The organism is Sulfurospirillum diekertiae (genome assembly GCF_002162315.1).
GTDB lineage: Bacteria > Campylobacterota > Campylobacteria > Campylobacterales > Sulfurospirillaceae > Sulfurospirillum.
This window is the reverse complement of sequence record NZ_CP021416.1, coordinates 1,769,311-1,784,976: the sequence shown is the minus strand read 5'-3', so window position 1 is coordinate 1,784,976 and position 15,666 is coordinate 1,769,311. Positions and strand designations below refer to the sequence as shown.

The window sequence follows — 15,666 nt, the reverse complement described above, 5'->3', positions numbered from 1 at the left end:
TCTAGGAACTCAATGCCTCTTAGTCGACTTAATGCTGAACAAAGAAGTGCTGCAACAGCACCCTCAGGATATAATCTTATTATTGCCAGTGCAGGAACAGGTAAAACTTCGACCATTGTCGCAAGAATTGCTCATCTTCTCAATCATGGAACGCAGCCCTCAAAAATTTTACTGCTAACTTTTACGAATAAAGCTGCTGCTGAAATGCTTGAGCGTGTGGGCGTTTTCTTTGATAAATCGATTACCTCTCAAATTGAATCAGGCACGTTTCATGCGGTGAGTTACCGTCTTTTAAAAAAATTGGGACGTAATATCGTTTTAAAACAGCCCAAAGATCTCAAAATTTTACTCAAAAGTATTCATGATAGACGCCGCTTTGACCATATTGACTCAAGTGTAAAGGCGTACAGTGCAGCGTATTTGTATGATCTTTTTTCACTTTATCAAAACAGTACGGTAACACAAAGTTTTACGGAGTGGCTTGAGTCAAATGATAGCGAGCATGGTCTTTTTTTCGATATTTATGAAGATATATTTGAAGAGTTTCAAGCGCTCAAGCGTGAATTTGGGTACGTTGATTTTAACGATCTTTTGATTTTGATGCGAGATACGCTCAAAACGACCGATACGCTTAGTTTTGATGAAGTGCTCATTGATGAGTACCAAGACACCAATACGTTGCAGGGTTCTTTGATTGATGCTTTTCACTCAAAATCTCTTTTTTGTGTGGGAGATTATGACCAGAGCATTTACGCGTTTAATGGCGCGAATATTGACATCATCGGCTCTTTTGCCACGCGCTATCCCAATGCCAATGTGTTTACGCTCAATAAAAATTACCGATCATCCCATAAAATTCTCTCATTAGCGAATCGTGTCATTGAAAAAAATCCAAGGTTGTATGAAAAAAGGCTTGAAGTAACGCGTGATGGTACATTTGAAGCACCAAAACTTTTAATTTATGATGAACTCTTTTCACAGTATCAGGCAATCTCAACGCTCATTAAGCATTCTATGCATGCGCCTGCTGACATTGCCGTTATCTTTCGCAATAACTCGACAGCCGATGGTATTGAAGCCACTCTACGTGAGCAAGGCATCGCCTGTAAGCGAAAAGGAGGCATCAGCTTTTTTGATTCAGCCGAAGTCAAAGCGATGCTCGATCTTGTTGGCGTGGTAGTTAATCCTAAAGATATGATGGCGTTTATACATAGTTTTGAATATGCTAGAGGGGTAGGAAGTTCGCTTTCAAAAGAGCTTTTTGATGGACTTTTTAAACTGGGCAATGGCAATATCTATCAAGGGTTTTTCAACCCAAGAGACGATGTGGAAGACATTTTTAAAAAAAGAGCTAAAAACCATCAATTAGGGCTTTTTGATGACATCATTGATCTAGGCAGTGTCAGTCGTTTTTACAATTTTGGCTTTGAAGAGCTTTTTCTCTCCAATCCTATTTTAAAACACCCAAAGTTGACCACCGATGGTGCGAAGTTTTTACATCAGTTTTACAAGTTTATGAAACATGCAACACGTATTAAAACACCGCAAAGCCTTATCAACCACGTCTTAAGCTCGGAAGTGTTTAGTGCCATTGCTGAAGTTTTAGCTATCAAGCGCACGATTAAAAAAGATGGCACTATTGATGAAAAACTCAAAGCAGAAGCACGTGCACGTATCTTTCGTAAAGGACATCTACTCAAAGATTTGGCGAGTGGTTATGCTTCGAGTGAGCGTTTTTTAAATGCGCTGACGCTTGGAAGTAACGAGATGAGTGAAGGTGAGGGTGTCAATTTACTCAGTATTCATGCTAGCAAAGGGTTGGAGTTTAAAGAAGTCTATGTCATTGATCTCATGGATGGACGTTTCCCCAACCGTAAATTGATGCAAAAAGGTGGAAGCTTGGAAGAGGAACGTCGTCTCTTTTACGTAGCAACCACACGCGCGAAAGATATGCTCATTCTCTCGTATGCCAAATATGACAAGATCAAAAAGATCAGCTACACGCATTCACCCTTTTTAGTTGAAGCGGGAATGGTACATTAAGTTTTAAAGTCTTTCCTCAATTAAAAGAGATAAAATAACTCCTAAAAAGGGAGGAGTTTTTTATGCCTAAAATTCTACTACTTATCGCCATTTTTACCACGTTTTTATTTGCTGAATTACGCCATGTCGATGTCAGCGAAGAGGTTGTTACAAGTGGCATTAAAATTATTGATATTCGAACCATGCCCGAATGGAAAGAGACTGGAATGGTTAAAGATGCCATCCCGCTCACTTTTTTTGATGAGCAAGGACGTTATGACACAGATAATTTCATGAAAGAGCTTAATCAATATGTGAGTAAAGATAAAGAGTTTGCTCTGATTTGCCGAACGGGTAGTCGAAGTGCGGCTGTTTCTGAGCTTCTTTCAAAGCAGGGTTACAAAGTGGTTAATCTTAAAGGTGGTATGAAATCATTGATTCAAAAAGGCTATACTCCTACGCCTTATAACCCTTAGGAGGCTGTTATGACGCATACAAATGAACTCATCCATGAAGATTCTCCCTATCTGTTGCAACATGCGCACAATCCTGTTAACTGGATGCCATGGAGCGATCAAGCGCTTGCCAAAGCCAAAGCCGAAAATAAACTGATTTTTCTTTCCATTGGGTACAGCACCTGTCATTGGTGTCATGTGATGGAGCGAGAAACGTTTGAAGACGAGATGAGTGCCAAAGTGCTCAATGATGCGTATGTGAGCATCAAGGTCGATCGTGAAGAGATGCCAGATCTTGATAAATACTACCAAGATGTGCATTATCTACTTACCCAGCGCGCGGGTGGTTGGCCGCTGAGTATTATTATGACGCCGACACAGCAAGTCATTTTTGCAGGAACCTATCTGCCGCCGCAAAGTGGGCAAGGGCGTATGGGTTTTCGTGAGCTTACGAGTTTTATCAAAGGGAAGTTTGACGACGATTTAGCAGAAGTTCAAAAGAGTGCACAAAGCATAGAAGCTGCTATTAAGCACTATGAGCGTAGTTTTGAGCAAAAAGAGAGTATCTATACTGACACGGTCATTGAAACGTTTGTGAGCAAAGTGAAGGCGAGTTATGATGATGTCTCCAAAGGTGTGGGAAGTGCTCCTAAGTTTCCCCATGCTTCGACGTGGAATGCCCTTTTGGATATTTACGCCCGAACGAAAAACCTTGAAGCACTCTATATGAGTGAAGATGCGCTTATGGCTATGGCACGAGGCGGCATCAACGATCAAATCGAGGGTGGCTTTTACCGTTATAGCGTTGATGAGGCTTGGGTGATTCCCCATTTTGAAAAGATGCTTTATACGAATGCTGAGTTGATTGAAGTCTATGCCAAAGTATTTAAAATCACACAAAAACCGTACTTTCAAGAGGTCGTTGACACAACCATCGAAGCAATGGATGAGCGGTTTTTAAAAGAGGGATTGTATCTGAGCGCTAGCGATGCGGACTCAGAAGGAGAAGAGGGCAAATACTTTGTTTTTGGTTTTAAAGAGGCCAAAGAAGCACTTTTAAACGGTGGACTGAGTCTGAGTGCAGAGGAAACCAAGGCAGTGATGGACTATTTTGGTATCACAAAATTTGGCAATTTTGAACACCAAACTACCAATCCTGTTCTTACATGTAACGAAAAACCTGCACGTCTGAATGAAGCGATTGCGATTTTAAAAGAAGAGCGTCAAAAGGTAGCGTATCCGTTTATCGACACCAAAATTTTGACCGCTTGGAACGCTTTGATGGTGACTGCACTTTTTGAAGCAGGCAAGATTGAGAAAGCAAAAAATGTGCTTGATACACTTTTAAAATCTTTACATGTAAACGGCATTTTGTACCATCAAATGATCTTCGGTGGCAGTTTAAAAGTGGAAGCATTACTGGAAGATTATGCTTTTGTCATTGAAGCTTTATTGCGTGGTTATGCACATACCAAAGAGATTCATTATTTGGAATTGGCAAAGAAACTCAGCCATGAAGCAGAGCAGAAATTTTACAAAGAAGAGACGTGGTATCTCTCCGATAAAGCCTTTCGTGCCAAAGCCGTTTTGGAAGATAACAGCTACAAAAGCCCGCTTTCAACGATGATCAAAAATCTGTTTGAACTCGCAAAAATTGAAGATGATACAGCGTTGTTTATAAGAGCCAAAGATATGTTGGAGAGTTTTGGAGTTGGGGTTCAAAAATATGCTCATGCATACCCCGAAGCGGTAAGGGCAGTTACGCTTTACATGTAAGGGATGTACCTTTATATGTAAAACTATATTTTAAAGTAGCCTGTCCCCTTTACATGTAAATCAATACATGAGCTTATATTGAATTTATACCTTTGATATTTTTATTTCTATTAATTGCATATGTTAATAATTTACTAACCACTTGATATTTATATTCTCCTTCACTCATCAATCTTGATATAACATTCATTTCTAACATTTTCTCAATTTGTTTTTTGGTTTGTGCTGGTGTTAAATGACAAGCTTCTGTATATTCTTTTATTGTAAAATATGTTTTTTTTAAAGCATACAAGTTGCCTATAAATTCATAAACAGTAAATTTTTCTTGATTACTATTCATAGGGTAGTCATAATAAAAATTATACTCATAAATATAGTCATTAAAACCATCTTCAAATGCATTTTCTGTAATTCTGTTTATATTCTCAATAGCTGAATCTTCTTGTAAATTATAAACTGTGAATAGCAGTCTAAACATATTTCTTGGGGAGCTGTCTGCTAATTCAAAAATTAAACTAGGTTTTATATCAATAATTGATTCTAAATTAGTTATTTTTCCTGAAGAATAATATTTTAACCTTTCTTTCATAATATTTTCTAACTCTTCTACTTTTAAATCAATACTTATTTGTGTTACTTTATCAAAACGAACACCAAGTTTCGCCATTGGTTCTTTTAATTTATCCCATAATAAAAATTGAAAAGAAAAACGTGTATCATTAGTTAATACTGTATTCCCAGATATAGGATGGATAAACTCACTAATTTTTATTGGAAAATTTTCTAATTCTGAATATTCATCTACCCTATCAACAAATATTGTAATTGTTGTAAATCCAAGTTCTCTTATTAAAGATATTAATTTATCAAAAATAAGTTTTATGTCAGAGTAAGATGAAATATCTTCAAGATTATCTATTTTTAAACTTTTAATATACTTATGTTCCTTATCAGATAAAAAAGATTGCATTCCTAAAGCATTAGAAATAGTTGTTGATAGCATATCTAATGTTGCACTTGCTAATGAATTAGCTACATTTATAAGATAATTATTGAAAAACTTTTTAAAGTTATTTTTTGTATATGTACCTTTTATTCTTTCTACTTCATTGATGTAAGATTCTTTAGAAATAGTGTCTAAATAAGAAAAAATTATTGTTGCAATTTCATTTCTCTTTACTACATTATTACACTTATCTAGTATATTTTTATTATTTATTAATCGAAAAATCAATGTTTCAACAAATTTTTTTATAGTAAGTTTTAAAAAACTTAATTCAACTTTATCTTTTGAAATATTAATTTTACTAAAATCATCAATAACTATATGCAACGAGTTTTTAACATCCAAATCATTTATTAAACTATAAAGTAATGCCGTCTTACCGTTACCTCTTTTAGCAAATATATAGTTTGATACATTATTATGCATAGCCCTTGTTATCGTATTATACCGTCTAGGTGGAATATAAAACTGATTTAAAACTTGTGTTTCATTTTCAGCTGAAAAAGTTTCAAAAGGATTGCTTTCAAAGCCTAATTTAGTATATAGTTCACTCATATTGTACCCATCCTCTATATTTTAAACACATATATAATATGACATTATGTCTTACAATAACATCAATAAAGGATATAGGGGCAGAGCTAAACTTTTTAACTTTCTATAGTTTCTGCTACATGTTACAAACTTTGGAAGTCGTGAGTGATATTCTATGAAAATGGAAATTTAATGTAGCTTTGAGAGGTAAGTGCAGTTCTCTTTTACATGTAAGGAAAAATCCTTACATGTAAAGTATGTTTTAAAGGGCTTTAGCGATAAATTTATTCAAACGTTTGGCAAAGGCGGCGGTATCTTCGATCTTCATACCTTCTTGCAGTTTGGCTTGATCGAGAAGTAAGAAAGCAACGTCATTGAGCTCTAAAAGATCAGATTTTGCACTTAATTTTTTGAAAATCTCATGCTCAGGGTTGATCTCTAAGATAGGTTTAACGGTAGGGAGATTGTCTTGTCCCATCTGTTTGAGCATCTGTTGCATTTGGAAATCTGGGTCGTTTTTATCGTACACGAGGCATGATGGAGAGTCGCTTAAACGGCTAGAGATTTTGACATCTTTGGCATCGTCTTTTAAAATCTCTTTCATTTTCACCAAAATCTCTTTGTAGGTTTTCTCGTCTTCTTCGACTTTTTCTTTGTCTTCTTTGATCTCTTCGTCAATGTCTGAGTTATTGACCGGTTTGATTGGTGTTTTATCGTACTCTCCGACCATTGGGAAGACGATGGCATCGACTTCTTCATCGAGGAGTAACACTTCAATATCTTTGGCTTTAAACTGCTCAATCAGTGGAGAGTTACGAAGGATGCGCTCATTTTCGCCCGTGATGTAGTAGATGCTTTTTTGATCCTCTTTCATGCTCTCTTTATACTCTTTGAGGCTGACAAGTCCATCGCGTTTAGACGATTTGAACAGTACGAGCTCTAAAAGCGCTTCTTTATTGTCCCAGTCGTTGTACAAGCCTTCTTTGATGACACGCCCGAAGTTTTTGTAAAATTCAAGGTATTTTTCTGCATCTTTTTCTTTGAGTGATTTAAGTTCACTCAAGATTTTTTTCACGGAAGCTTTTTTGATCGTCTCTAAAATTCGATTTTGTTGTAAAATCTCACGGCTAACGTTCAGCGGTAAGTCTTCCGCATCGATGATACCCTTGACAAAACGAAGGTAAGTTGGAAGCAACTCTTTCTCATCATCGGTGATAAACACACGTTTAACGTAAAGCTTGACACCTGGTTTATAGTCCATTCTAAACAAGTCCATAGGAGGTGTTGAAGGAATGTAGAAGAGGGTCGTGTACTCAAAGGTTCCTTCCGCTTTGGTATGACTCCACAAAAGTGGATCGGTGCTATCGTGTGAGATTTGTTTGTAAAAATCTTTGTACTCTTCGGGTTTAATTTGACTTTTGGCTACTGTCCAAAGCGCGCTGGCTTTGTTGATTTGCTCGTTTTTGATCTCACTGCTTTTTTCTTTGCCTTCATCGTCGTACTCTTTGACTTCTTTGTCCATGAAAATAGGGAATTGAATGTGGTTTGAGTATTTTTTAATGACCTCTTGAATGCGGTAAAACTCTAAAAATTCATCTTCATCGTCTTTGAGGTAAAGGGTAATGGATGTTCCGTGACTCTCTTTGGTAACTTCGGTAATGTCATACTCCGCTCCTGCGGTTGAGCTCCACATATAAGCGGTTTCTTCACCTGCTTTGCGACTGATAACATCGATTTTATTGGCAACCATAAACGCTGAGTAAAAGCCAACACCAAATTGACCAATCAGACTCGAATCTTTTTTCTTGTCACCACTGAGGTTTGCCAAGAATGATTTGGTGCCACTTTTTGCAATTGTTCCAAGATTTTCCACCAACTCTTCTTTGTTCATACCAATACCGCTATCGCTGATGGTTAAGGTTTTAGCTTCTTTATTGATGGCAATATCAACACGTGGAGTATAAGAGAGCGCTTTGTATTTTTCATCGGTTAGCGCGAGGTAATTAAGCTTATCAAGAGCATCAGAAGCGTTGGAAACAAGCTCACGTAAAAAAATCTCTTTGTTGGAGTAGAGTGAGTGAATCATCAGGTCTAAAAGCTGAGTGACTTCGGTTTGAAATTGATGTTTTGACATAATTTATCCTTTGTGATATGTGTAATTTGGATTTATCAAAGAGCTTTACATGTAAAAAAATTTTTTGATAAATCCAAAAAAAATTGCGTAATTTTATCAAAAATGTAAGAGTTTTAAAGCCACAAAAGTGGCTTTAAAACATTAATATTAAGAAGCTAATTCGAGAGCCAATCTCTCTTCCATAGCATGGTACATTTTCTCAAACCATGCTTCATCCTCTTTAGGATTGATAGGGTCAAGATAGATGACTCTAACTTCTCCACCATGTGCGTCAAGATTTTTTGAATCAAGAATATGTCGAGTTCCCACAATAATGGTAGGTTGCACAATTAGGTCTAACTTTTCAGCCAAAACTTTTGCGCCACTTTGAAACTTTAGAAGTTTATCGCCATACCCACGTGTACCTTCTGGAAACATGGCAAGGACACGCCCTTCACTGATACGCTCTTTTCCCTCTTTAATCATTTTGATGATAGAGCGCTTATCGCTACGATCAATGGAAATCATACGAGGCGCAGGGATAATATGACCAAAAAGTGGAATATCTTCAATCTCTTTTTTAGCAATCCAACAAAGATTTTTAGGATAAATAGTTTCAAGAGCGACAATATCTACAAGACTTTGATGGTTCATGACTAAAAGTGTGGTCAAAGGCGATGCTTCACCTATTTGTTTGATACTAAAGCCCATTAAAAAGGTTTGTAATCGTCCCCATGTACGTCTTATAGGATGTGTATGGTTACGGAAAGCATACATTAAAACAATGGTCATAAGAACGGTGATGACAAATTCTATCATCACATAAAAACCTCTAATTTTTGCTAATATTTTCACGCGTTGTCCATCCAATTTTTCCATCAGGAAGTAAGATTTTAATGTAATTCTCTCGCTCTCCTAATTTTTCAACATCTAAGATTTTGTTACTTGTAAAAAAGACCGTTGATCTTTCTGTTGGAAGAATCATAACGCTACTATTATTTTTAAGCTTAACGTTATTGAGAGGGTTTTGGTCAAAGAAATAGAGTCCCAAAAATATTAGGGAAATAACCAAATAGTACCATTTTCGGCGCTTGATTAAAACAATAAAGAAAATAAAGGAGAGCGCACCATACGCAACACTTTTATAAAACTCAAAAATGCTCTCTTTGGGGTTAAGTCCAAGTTGGGTACTGACTTCATCACTTTCTATCACCATAGGAAGAGTGATTTTATTAAATTTATTTGTTGGTAAATCAAAGTAGGTAAAATCAAAACTTTTTTGATAATTTGGAACGATAGCATAGTAGTAGATTTTTTGGCTGGTTCCTGTCTCCGAAAAAGAATCAATACCACTTTTTGCAATACCGCTGAGTTTAAAATCTTTTAGGTTAGCCCCAGTTGTCTCGATTTCGAGAACAACGATGACATTTTTACCATCAAAAGTTGTTGTTTTATATTTGTTGATGGTTAAGCTTTGTGCAATGACATTGCTGAAAAAAGGATCCGTTTTGAGTTGAATGAGCTGAGAAGGCAGTGTTAATGCTAGCGCTTCACTTTCAACGGGTTCTTGCTGTTGGATCAAAGCAACATTGAGGCGTGGCATAACAGCCGTTTTAGAGTTTATTTTGAAATAAAAGGTATTATAATAAGTGTTATCAAGAGAGCGTTCCCAAGGATTTTGTGGGTTGATAACATCAACACCAGATGCACCTATAAATGTTGTGTTCATCGCATCAATTTTATTATTTGCGACAATAGCTTTAATTTTAATAGGAAAAACTTGTCCTACATAAACTTTTTGAGGGATCTCTTCAATTGTGAGAAAAAGGGATTTAGCTTGTCCGGAAAATGTACTCTCTTCTGCTAATAATGAAGAGTAAAGTAATGCAAAAGAGAGTACAAAGAGTGTTAAGATTTTTTTCATTAATTTAATTTATAAAACCATTAAGCATTTTGACGCCATCGTCAGAACCAAGTATCTGCTCAATCGCACGCTCTGGATGAGGCATAAGTCCAAAAACATTTTTAGCTTTATTACAAATACCAGCAATGGAATCCACAGAGCCATTTGGATTTTGTACATTTCCTTTTTCATCACAATAGGTAAGAAGAACTTGGTGGTTATCATAAAGTTCTTTGAGTCCAGCTTCATCAATATAGAAGCTACCTTCACCATGAGCAATGGGAATATTTAAAAGTTCACCTATTTTGCATTGACGTAGAAAAGTATTATCGTTGTTTACCACTTTGAGATGATGAAACTGTGAGATAAAATGAACATTTTCATTACGCTTCATAGCACCTGGAAGCAAGCGTGCTTCTACAAGCATTTGAAAACCATTGCAAATGCCAAGAACTTTGCCGCCGTGATTTGCAAACTCAATAACAGCTTTCATAATAGGAGAAAATTTAGCAATGGCAGCACTTCTTAAGTAATCTCCATAACTAAAACCACCAGGAAGAACGACTAAATCGGTTCCCTCTGGTAGCTTCTCTTCTTTATGAAAAACAAGGACAACCTTTTGTCCCAGTTTTTCAAAAGCATATTTAGTATCGATTTCACAGTTTGTTCCTGGAAATACGGCGACAGCAACTAGCATGTTGGAAACTCAATCGTATAGTCATCAATAACGGTATTGGCTAAAAGCTCTTCACACATAATTTTGACTCTCTTTTCAGCACTTGCTTTATCACTTTGTTCAATATCAAGAATAATTTGTTTTCCTATACGTACATCATTTACTTCATCAAATTTTAAAGAAGAGAGTGCATGATGAACTGCTTTACCTTGTGGATCTAAAACGCCATTCTTGAGTTGAATATTGACAATAACTTTCATAGTATACTTTTTCCTTTGATTTTAGTGCGACAAGATACGTTTTAAGACCTCTTCGTAAGCAACTTTTACATCACCTATCCCTTGTCTAAATCTGTCTTTATCAAGTTTTTCATTAGTATCCATATCCCAAAAACGGCAGCTATCAGGGCTAATTTCATCAGAAAGAAGGATATTACCGTCTTTATCAACACCAAATTCAACTTTAAAGTCAACGAGTTTGAGTTTACGCTCAGCAAAAAAGCTTTTCATAATAGAGTTGATTTCGCGACCAAGACGTTTAAGTTCTTCAAGGTCTGATTCACTTTTAACCAAATTAAGAAGTAAGCAGTGCTCATCATTGATGATAGGGTCACCAAGAGCATCATCTTTATAATAAAATTCTACGAGTGTAAAAGGAAGAACCGTACCATCTTTAATCGCAAGACGTTTTGCCAAAGAGCCTGTTGCTATATTTCTAACAACGACTTCAATAGGAATAATTTTAACTCTTTTAATCAGTTGCTCTGTATCATTAAGTGTTTTGACCAAATGTGTTTTAATACTGTGTTTTTCAAGAAGGTGAAATAGTTGTGTACTAATTTTACAATTTAGTGCGCCTTTTCCTGCTTCATTGCCTCTTTTTTCTGCATTAAATGCTGTCAAATCATCTTTAAACTCTGAAATTAAAAGATTCTCATCATCTGTTAAAAAAAGTTTTTTACCTTTACCTTCGTATAACATTTCACCTTTGTTCACGGGTTGCTCCTCAATTATTTTTTAATAGAAAGTACTTTGATCGTATCAACAGCACTTTTTTAGTTGTAGGTCTTTGAAAAGATTTTCTTGACTTACGATCTCTTTATCTGCTTTCGTTTGATCTTTTGTTTTGGTTTTTGGTTTCTCTTTTGTCTCTGCCGTTTTATTATCATCTACTTTTTTAAGTTCACTCTCTAAATGTTTTTTAAGATCTTTCTCTTTAAGGGATTGTTCATTACTTTTATGCGGCACATCACCAGGATAAACAGTAATATCAGGAATAACACCTTCTGCTTGGATTGTGCGACCACTTGGAAGGTAGTAACGGGCAATGGTTAAACGAATTGCTTCATTATCAACGACAGGAAGAACCGCTTGAACACTTCCTTTACCAAAAGTTTTTTCACCAATGATGATGGCACGTTTATGATCTTGAAGGGATCCACTTACAATTTCACTCGCACTGGCACTACCGCCGTTGACGAGAACGACAAGAGGAGTTTTTGTATTGCTACCCGCTTTAGTAGCGCGATACTCTGCATTTTCTGATTCAACACGACCTTTTTGAGAAACAATAATCCCTTCATCAACAAAAAGATCCACAAGACCGACTGCTTGATTTAAAAGTCCACCAGGATTGTTTCTAAGATCAAGAATAATACCTTTAGTGTTTTTGTTTTTATTCAAGGCTTCTTGTACGTCACCTACAATGTTTTTGTCAAAGTTTACAACACGTACATAGAGAATATTTTCATTTTCAATTGTTTTAGAATAGACTGATTCGATTTTGATAATATCACGCACAATAGCGATAGTAAGAGGTTTGCTCTCACCTTCTCGCACTAATGTAAGCTCAATACCCGTACCAGGTTTACCGCGCATAATATTGACGGCCTCATCAATCGTCATATTTAGAGTTGCTTGTTTATTGATTTTAAGGATGATGTCGCCTGCTTTAACGCCCGCTTTATCAGCTGGTGTGCCTTCCATTGGTGCAATAACGGTTAGTGCACCATCTTTTTGACCAACGGTAATTCCAAGTCCACCAAATTCACCATCGGTTTGGATTTTAAGGTCTTTAAAATGTTTTTCATCGAGGTAAGAAGAGTGAGCATCGAGGTTTGTTAAAAGTCCTTCAATAGACTTTTTAATGATGTCATCAATTTTGATGTCATCAACATAATATTTTTCAATTGTCGCTACAACGCGTGTAAACTTTGCTAAAGAGGCAAGACGACTTTTTTTCGCCTTCAGCATTGTCAGCCGCAAAGAGAGTTGAAGAAAACAGGGTGGCAATACCCAAAAAACGTGGCAAAAAAGCCAACGGTAGCAAATGGTAAGTGTTTCATAGCGTGTGTATGCTCCTAGCATGATATGCATATTATTTGTGATGAAGATTATAGTGGAGTTTCCCTAAATTTTGTATGAATGCACGGATGCAATTGTAAATATTTTAAGTAGTTTTAGGCTTTGAAATATAGTATTCGTTGAATAAAAGTAATACCATGCTACTAAATAAACTTGACATCAATAGACTAAAGTTGTAAAATTATAAAAATACTATAACACCTTAGGAGGCACTTAATGGACTCACTTTTTGATCAATTAACCAATCAAATGCGAGAAGCAATTGAGAGCGCTATTAGCCTTGCACTGCATTCAAAAAATTCTGAAGCAACCCCTTTACATGTAACATGGGGGCTCATTACGAATTCAGCTTCTATTCTCAATCAGGTTTTCAATAAAATGAATATTGATAAGAGTGCTATAGAGCTTGAAGTAAAGAGCGAAGTTCAAAAACTTCCCACAGCATCCCATGTAACAAAAGAAAGTATCTCAGTTTCTCGTAGTCTTGTTGAAACATTACAAAAAGCCGAAGGTTTAATGAAACAAAAAGGCGACAGCTATCTTTCCGTGGATACATGGTTACTTGTGAATATCGACAGTGATCCCCTCAAAAAGATTTTAGGTAAATACCTTGATCTTTTACAGTTTAAGAAAAACCTTGAAGCGCTGCGTGGTGGCAAGAAAATTGATAAGCAAAGTAGTGATGAAAATCTTGAATCGCTTGATAAATATGGTATTAATTTAACGAAACTTGCTGCTGAGGGGAAACTCAATCCTGTCATCGGACGGGATGAAGAGATCCATCGTATGATGCAGATTTTAATTCGTAAAACTAAAAACAACCCGATTTTAATTGGGGAACCAGGAACAGGTAAAACAGCGATCGCTGAAGGTTTGGCGCTTAAAATTTCTCACAATGATGTGCCTTTAAGCCTTCAAAATAAAAGCGTGATTGCTTTAGATATGAGTGCACTGATCGCAGGTGCAAAATACCGTGGTGAGTTTGAAGACAGGCTCAAAGCTGTTATTGATGAAGTGAAGAAAAGTGGCAATATCATTCTCTTTATTGATGAAATTCATACCATTGTAGGTGCGGGTGCGAGTGAAGGCAGTATGGATGCGGCAAACATTTTAAAGCCAGCTCTAGCACGTGGAGAACTTCATACGATTGGGGCAACAACGCTGAAAGAGTACCGCAAATATTTTGAAAAAGATGTGGCTTTACAACGTCGTTTTCAACCTGTTACGGTCAATGAACCTAGTATCAATGAGGCATTGCAAATTTTAAGAGGCATCAAAGAGAGCTTGGAAGCGCACCATCATGTCACGATTATGGATTCTGCGTTAGTGGCAGCTGCAAAGCTTAGTTCTCGTTACATTAGTGATCGTTATTTACCTGATAAAGCGATTGACCTTATCGATGAAGCAGCGGCCGAACTTAAAATGCAAATTGAGAGTGAGCCAACGGAGCTCAGTCGTATTAAACGTCTGATGAGTACGTTGATGGTTGAAAAAGAAGCGCTTTTAATGGAAAAAAACAAGAAAAATGAAGAGCGCATCGGTATGATCGAAAAAGAGCTAGGTGATGCCAAAGAGAAACGTAGTTCGCTTGAAATTCAATTTGAAACGGAAAAAAGTGTCTTTAATGACATTGCTTCCATTAAAACAAAATCCGAAGCATTGCGTCGTGAGGCAGAAAATGCTAAAAAGAACAGTGATTTTAACAAAGCTGCTGAAATTGAGTATGGTAAATTGCCGGAGCTTCTCAAACAAGAAGAGGAGCTTAAAGCCAGATGGGAAAAGATGGTAGAGAACGGGACATTGTTGAAAAACAGTGTGGATGAAGAGATGATCGCAACCATTGTGAGCAAATGGACGGGTATTCCGGTGAACAAAATGCTTCAAGGCGAAAAAGCTAAGGTTTTAGCGGTTGAAGAGCATCTTAAAAAAGAGGTTGTAGGGCAAGATGCAGCCATTCATGCGATTGGGCGCGCTATTAAGCGCAATAAAGCAGGGCTTAGTGAGCAAAATAAACCCATCGGTAGCTTCCTCTTTTTAGGACCAACGGGTGTGGGTAAAACGCAAAGTGCTAAGGCGCTGGCAAACTTCTTGTTTGATACCACCAAAGCGCTCATTCGTTTTGATATGAGCGAATACATGGAAAAACACTCGGTCAGTCGTTTGGTCGGTGCACCTCCAGGCTATGTTGGGTATGATGAAGGCGGACAACTTACCGAAGCGGTACGTAGAAAACCGTACAGTGTTGTACTGTTTGATGAGATCGAAAAAGCGCATCCTGATGTCTTTAATATCTTACTTCAAGTATTGGATGAAGGGCGTTTGACGGACAACAAAGGTATTACGGTTGATTTTAAAAACACGATTATCATACTAACGTCGAACATCGCTAGCGATAAAATTATGGCGTATGAGGGTGAAAAACGTACCGAAGAGGTCATGAAAGAGTTACGTGCACATTTCAAACCTGAATTTTTGAACCGTTTGGATGACATTATTATCTTCAATCCTTTAACCGAAGATGGATTACGTGAGATCGTAACTATTATGTTCAAAGACATTGAAACCAAACTGGCTGCCAAAGAGATTAAAGCAGAACTTACCGTTGCGGCAAAAGCTTTGATAGCAGAAGCAGGGTTTGATCCTGTGTATGGTGCACGTCCACTTAAACGTGCTCTGTATGAACTTGTGGAAGATAAACTGGCGGAACTGATTTTGGAAGAGAAGTTGCACGAGGGCGAAAGCATCGTCATTGATGCAAAAAATGGTGAAATCGTTATCAAACAACACTAAAATTCAACACTTCTTACATGTAAATCTT

The 15,666-nt window shown here is 36.9% G+C and carries 11 protein-coding genes and 1 pseudogene; 4 read left to right on the top strand and 8 right to left on the bottom strand.

What is annotated here, in order from left to right; all coding sequences use genetic code 11:
* Window positions 1–12 precede the first annotated feature (12 nt).
* The 3 genes from Sdiek1_RS09130 (at window position 13) to Sdiek1_RS09120 (ending at window position 4,253) form a co-directional block, all read left to right on the top strand.
* Complete coding sequence (locus Sdiek1_RS09130; protein WP_087438834.1) at window positions 13–2,043, top strand: ATP-dependent helicase; 2,031 nt, start codon at window positions 13–15, stop codon at window positions 2,041–2,043.
* Between the two features lie 62 nt (window positions 2,044–2,105).
* Complete coding sequence (locus tag Sdiek1_RS09125) at window positions 2,106–2,498, top strand: rhodanese-like domain-containing protein (RefSeq protein WP_087438833.1); 393 nt, start codon at window positions 2,106–2,108, stop codon at window positions 2,496–2,498.
* Between the two features lie 9 nt (window positions 2,499–2,507).
* A complete protein-coding gene (locus Sdiek1_RS09120) occupies window positions 2,508–4,253 on the top strand; it encodes a thioredoxin domain-containing protein (RefSeq protein ID WP_087438832.1) in 1,746 nt (581 codons plus the stop codon).
* Between the two features lie 73 nt (window positions 4,254–4,326).
* Here Sdiek1_RS09120 and Sdiek1_RS09115 read toward each other — a convergent pair whose 3' ends face one another.
* The 8 genes and pseudogenes from Sdiek1_RS09115 to Sdiek1_RS09080 form a co-directional block, all read right to left on the bottom strand.
* On the bottom strand, window positions 4,327–5,814 hold the full coding sequence (locus tag Sdiek1_RS09115) for a hypothetical protein (protein ID WP_087438831.1): 1,488 nt from the start codon (window positions 5,812–5,814) through the stop codon (window positions 4,327–4,329).
* Window positions 5,815–6,055: 241 nt separating this feature from the next.
* The gene (gene htpG / locus Sdiek1_RS09110; protein ID WP_087438830.1) at window positions 6,056–7,927 is read right to left on the bottom strand and encodes a molecular chaperone HtpG; all 1,872 of its coding nucleotides are present in this window, start codon (window positions 7,925–7,927) and stop codon (window positions 6,056–6,058) included.
* A 147-nt stretch (window positions 7,928–8,074) separates the two neighbouring features.
* On the bottom strand, window positions 8,075–8,761 hold the full coding sequence (locus Sdiek1_RS09105) for a lysophospholipid acyltransferase family protein (protein WP_238098907.1): 687 nt from the start codon (window positions 8,759–8,761) through the stop codon (window positions 8,075–8,077).
* A complete protein-coding gene (locus Sdiek1_RS09100; RefSeq protein ID WP_087438828.1) occupies window positions 8,739–9,830 on the bottom strand; it encodes a hypothetical protein in 1,092 nt (363 codons plus the stop codon). The genes Sdiek1_RS09105 and Sdiek1_RS09100 overlap by 23 nt, the downstream gene beginning before the upstream one ends.
* A gap of 4 nt (window positions 9,831–9,834) precedes the next feature.
* Window positions 9,835–10,506 carry a phosphoribosylformylglycinamidine synthase subunit PurQ gene (gene purQ, locus Sdiek1_RS09095; RefSeq protein ID WP_087438827.1) on the bottom strand — a complete coding sequence of 224 codons (672 nt, stop codon included), beginning with the start codon at window positions 10,504–10,506 and terminating at the stop codon, window positions 9,835–9,837.
* Window positions 10,500–10,745 carry a phosphoribosylformylglycinamidine synthase subunit PurS gene (gene purS / locus Sdiek1_RS09090; protein WP_087438826.1) on the bottom strand — a complete coding sequence of 82 codons (246 nt, stop codon included), beginning with the start codon at window positions 10,743–10,745 and terminating at the stop codon, window positions 10,500–10,502. Before purS ends, purQ begins: the two co-directional genes overlap by 7 nt.
* A gap of 21 nt (window positions 10,746–10,766) precedes the next feature.
* Complete coding sequence (gene purC, locus Sdiek1_RS09085) at window positions 10,767–11,480, bottom strand: phosphoribosylaminoimidazolesuccinocarboxamide synthase (protein ID WP_087438825.1); 714 nt, start codon at window positions 11,478–11,480, stop codon at window positions 10,767–10,769.
* A 14-nt stretch (window positions 11,481–11,494) separates the two neighbouring features.
* Window positions 11,495–12,829: pseudogene (locus Sdiek1_RS09080) on the bottom strand (S41 family peptidase).
* A gap of 235 nt (window positions 12,830–13,064) precedes the next feature.
* On the opposite strand from Sdiek1_RS09080, the gene Sdiek1_RS09075 reads away from it, so the two are divergent.
* On the top strand, window positions 13,065–15,638 hold the full coding sequence (locus Sdiek1_RS09075; RefSeq protein WP_087438824.1) for an ATP-dependent Clp protease ATP-binding subunit: 2,574 nt from the start codon (window positions 13,065–13,067) through the stop codon (window positions 15,636–15,638).
* Window positions 15,639–15,666 lie beyond the last annotated feature (28 nt).

What these genes read in the sequence shown, in the direction of transcription:
- Sdiek1_RS09125 (WP_087438833.1), top strand. Translation starts at nt 2,106, where the DNA reads ATGCCTAAAATTCTACTACTTATCGCCATTTTTACCACGTTTTTATTT.
- Sdiek1_RS09120 (WP_087438832.1), top strand. Translation starts at nt 2,508, where the DNA reads ATGACGCATACAAATGAACTCATCCATGAAGATTCTCCCTATCTGTTG.
- Sdiek1_RS09075 (WP_087438824.1), top strand. Translation starts at nt 13,065, where the DNA reads ATGGACTCACTTTTTGATCAATTAACCAATCAAATGCGAGAAGCAATT.
- htpG (WP_087438830.1), bottom strand. Translation starts at nt 7,927, where the DNA reads ATGTCAAAACATCAATTTCAAACCGAAGTCACTCAGCTTTTAGACCTG.
- purS (WP_087438826.1), bottom strand. Translation starts at nt 10,745, where the DNA reads ATGAAAGTTATTGTCAATATTCAACTCAAGAATGGCGTTTTAGATCCA.
- Sdiek1_RS09130 (WP_087438834.1), top strand. Translation starts at nt 13, where the DNA reads ATGCCTCTTAGTCGACTTAATGCTGAACAAAGAAGTGCTGCAACAGCA.
- Sdiek1_RS09115 (WP_087438831.1), bottom strand. Translation starts at nt 5,814, where the DNA reads ATGAGTGAACTATATACTAAATTAGGCTTTGAAAGCAATCCTTTTGAA.
- Sdiek1_RS09100 (WP_087438828.1), bottom strand. Translation starts at nt 9,830, where the DNA reads ATGAAAAAAATCTTAACACTCTTTGTACTCTCTTTTGCATTACTTTAC.
- purQ (WP_087438827.1), bottom strand. Translation starts at nt 10,506, where the DNA reads ATGCTAGTTGCTGTCGCCGTATTTCCAGGAACAAACTGTGAAATCGAT.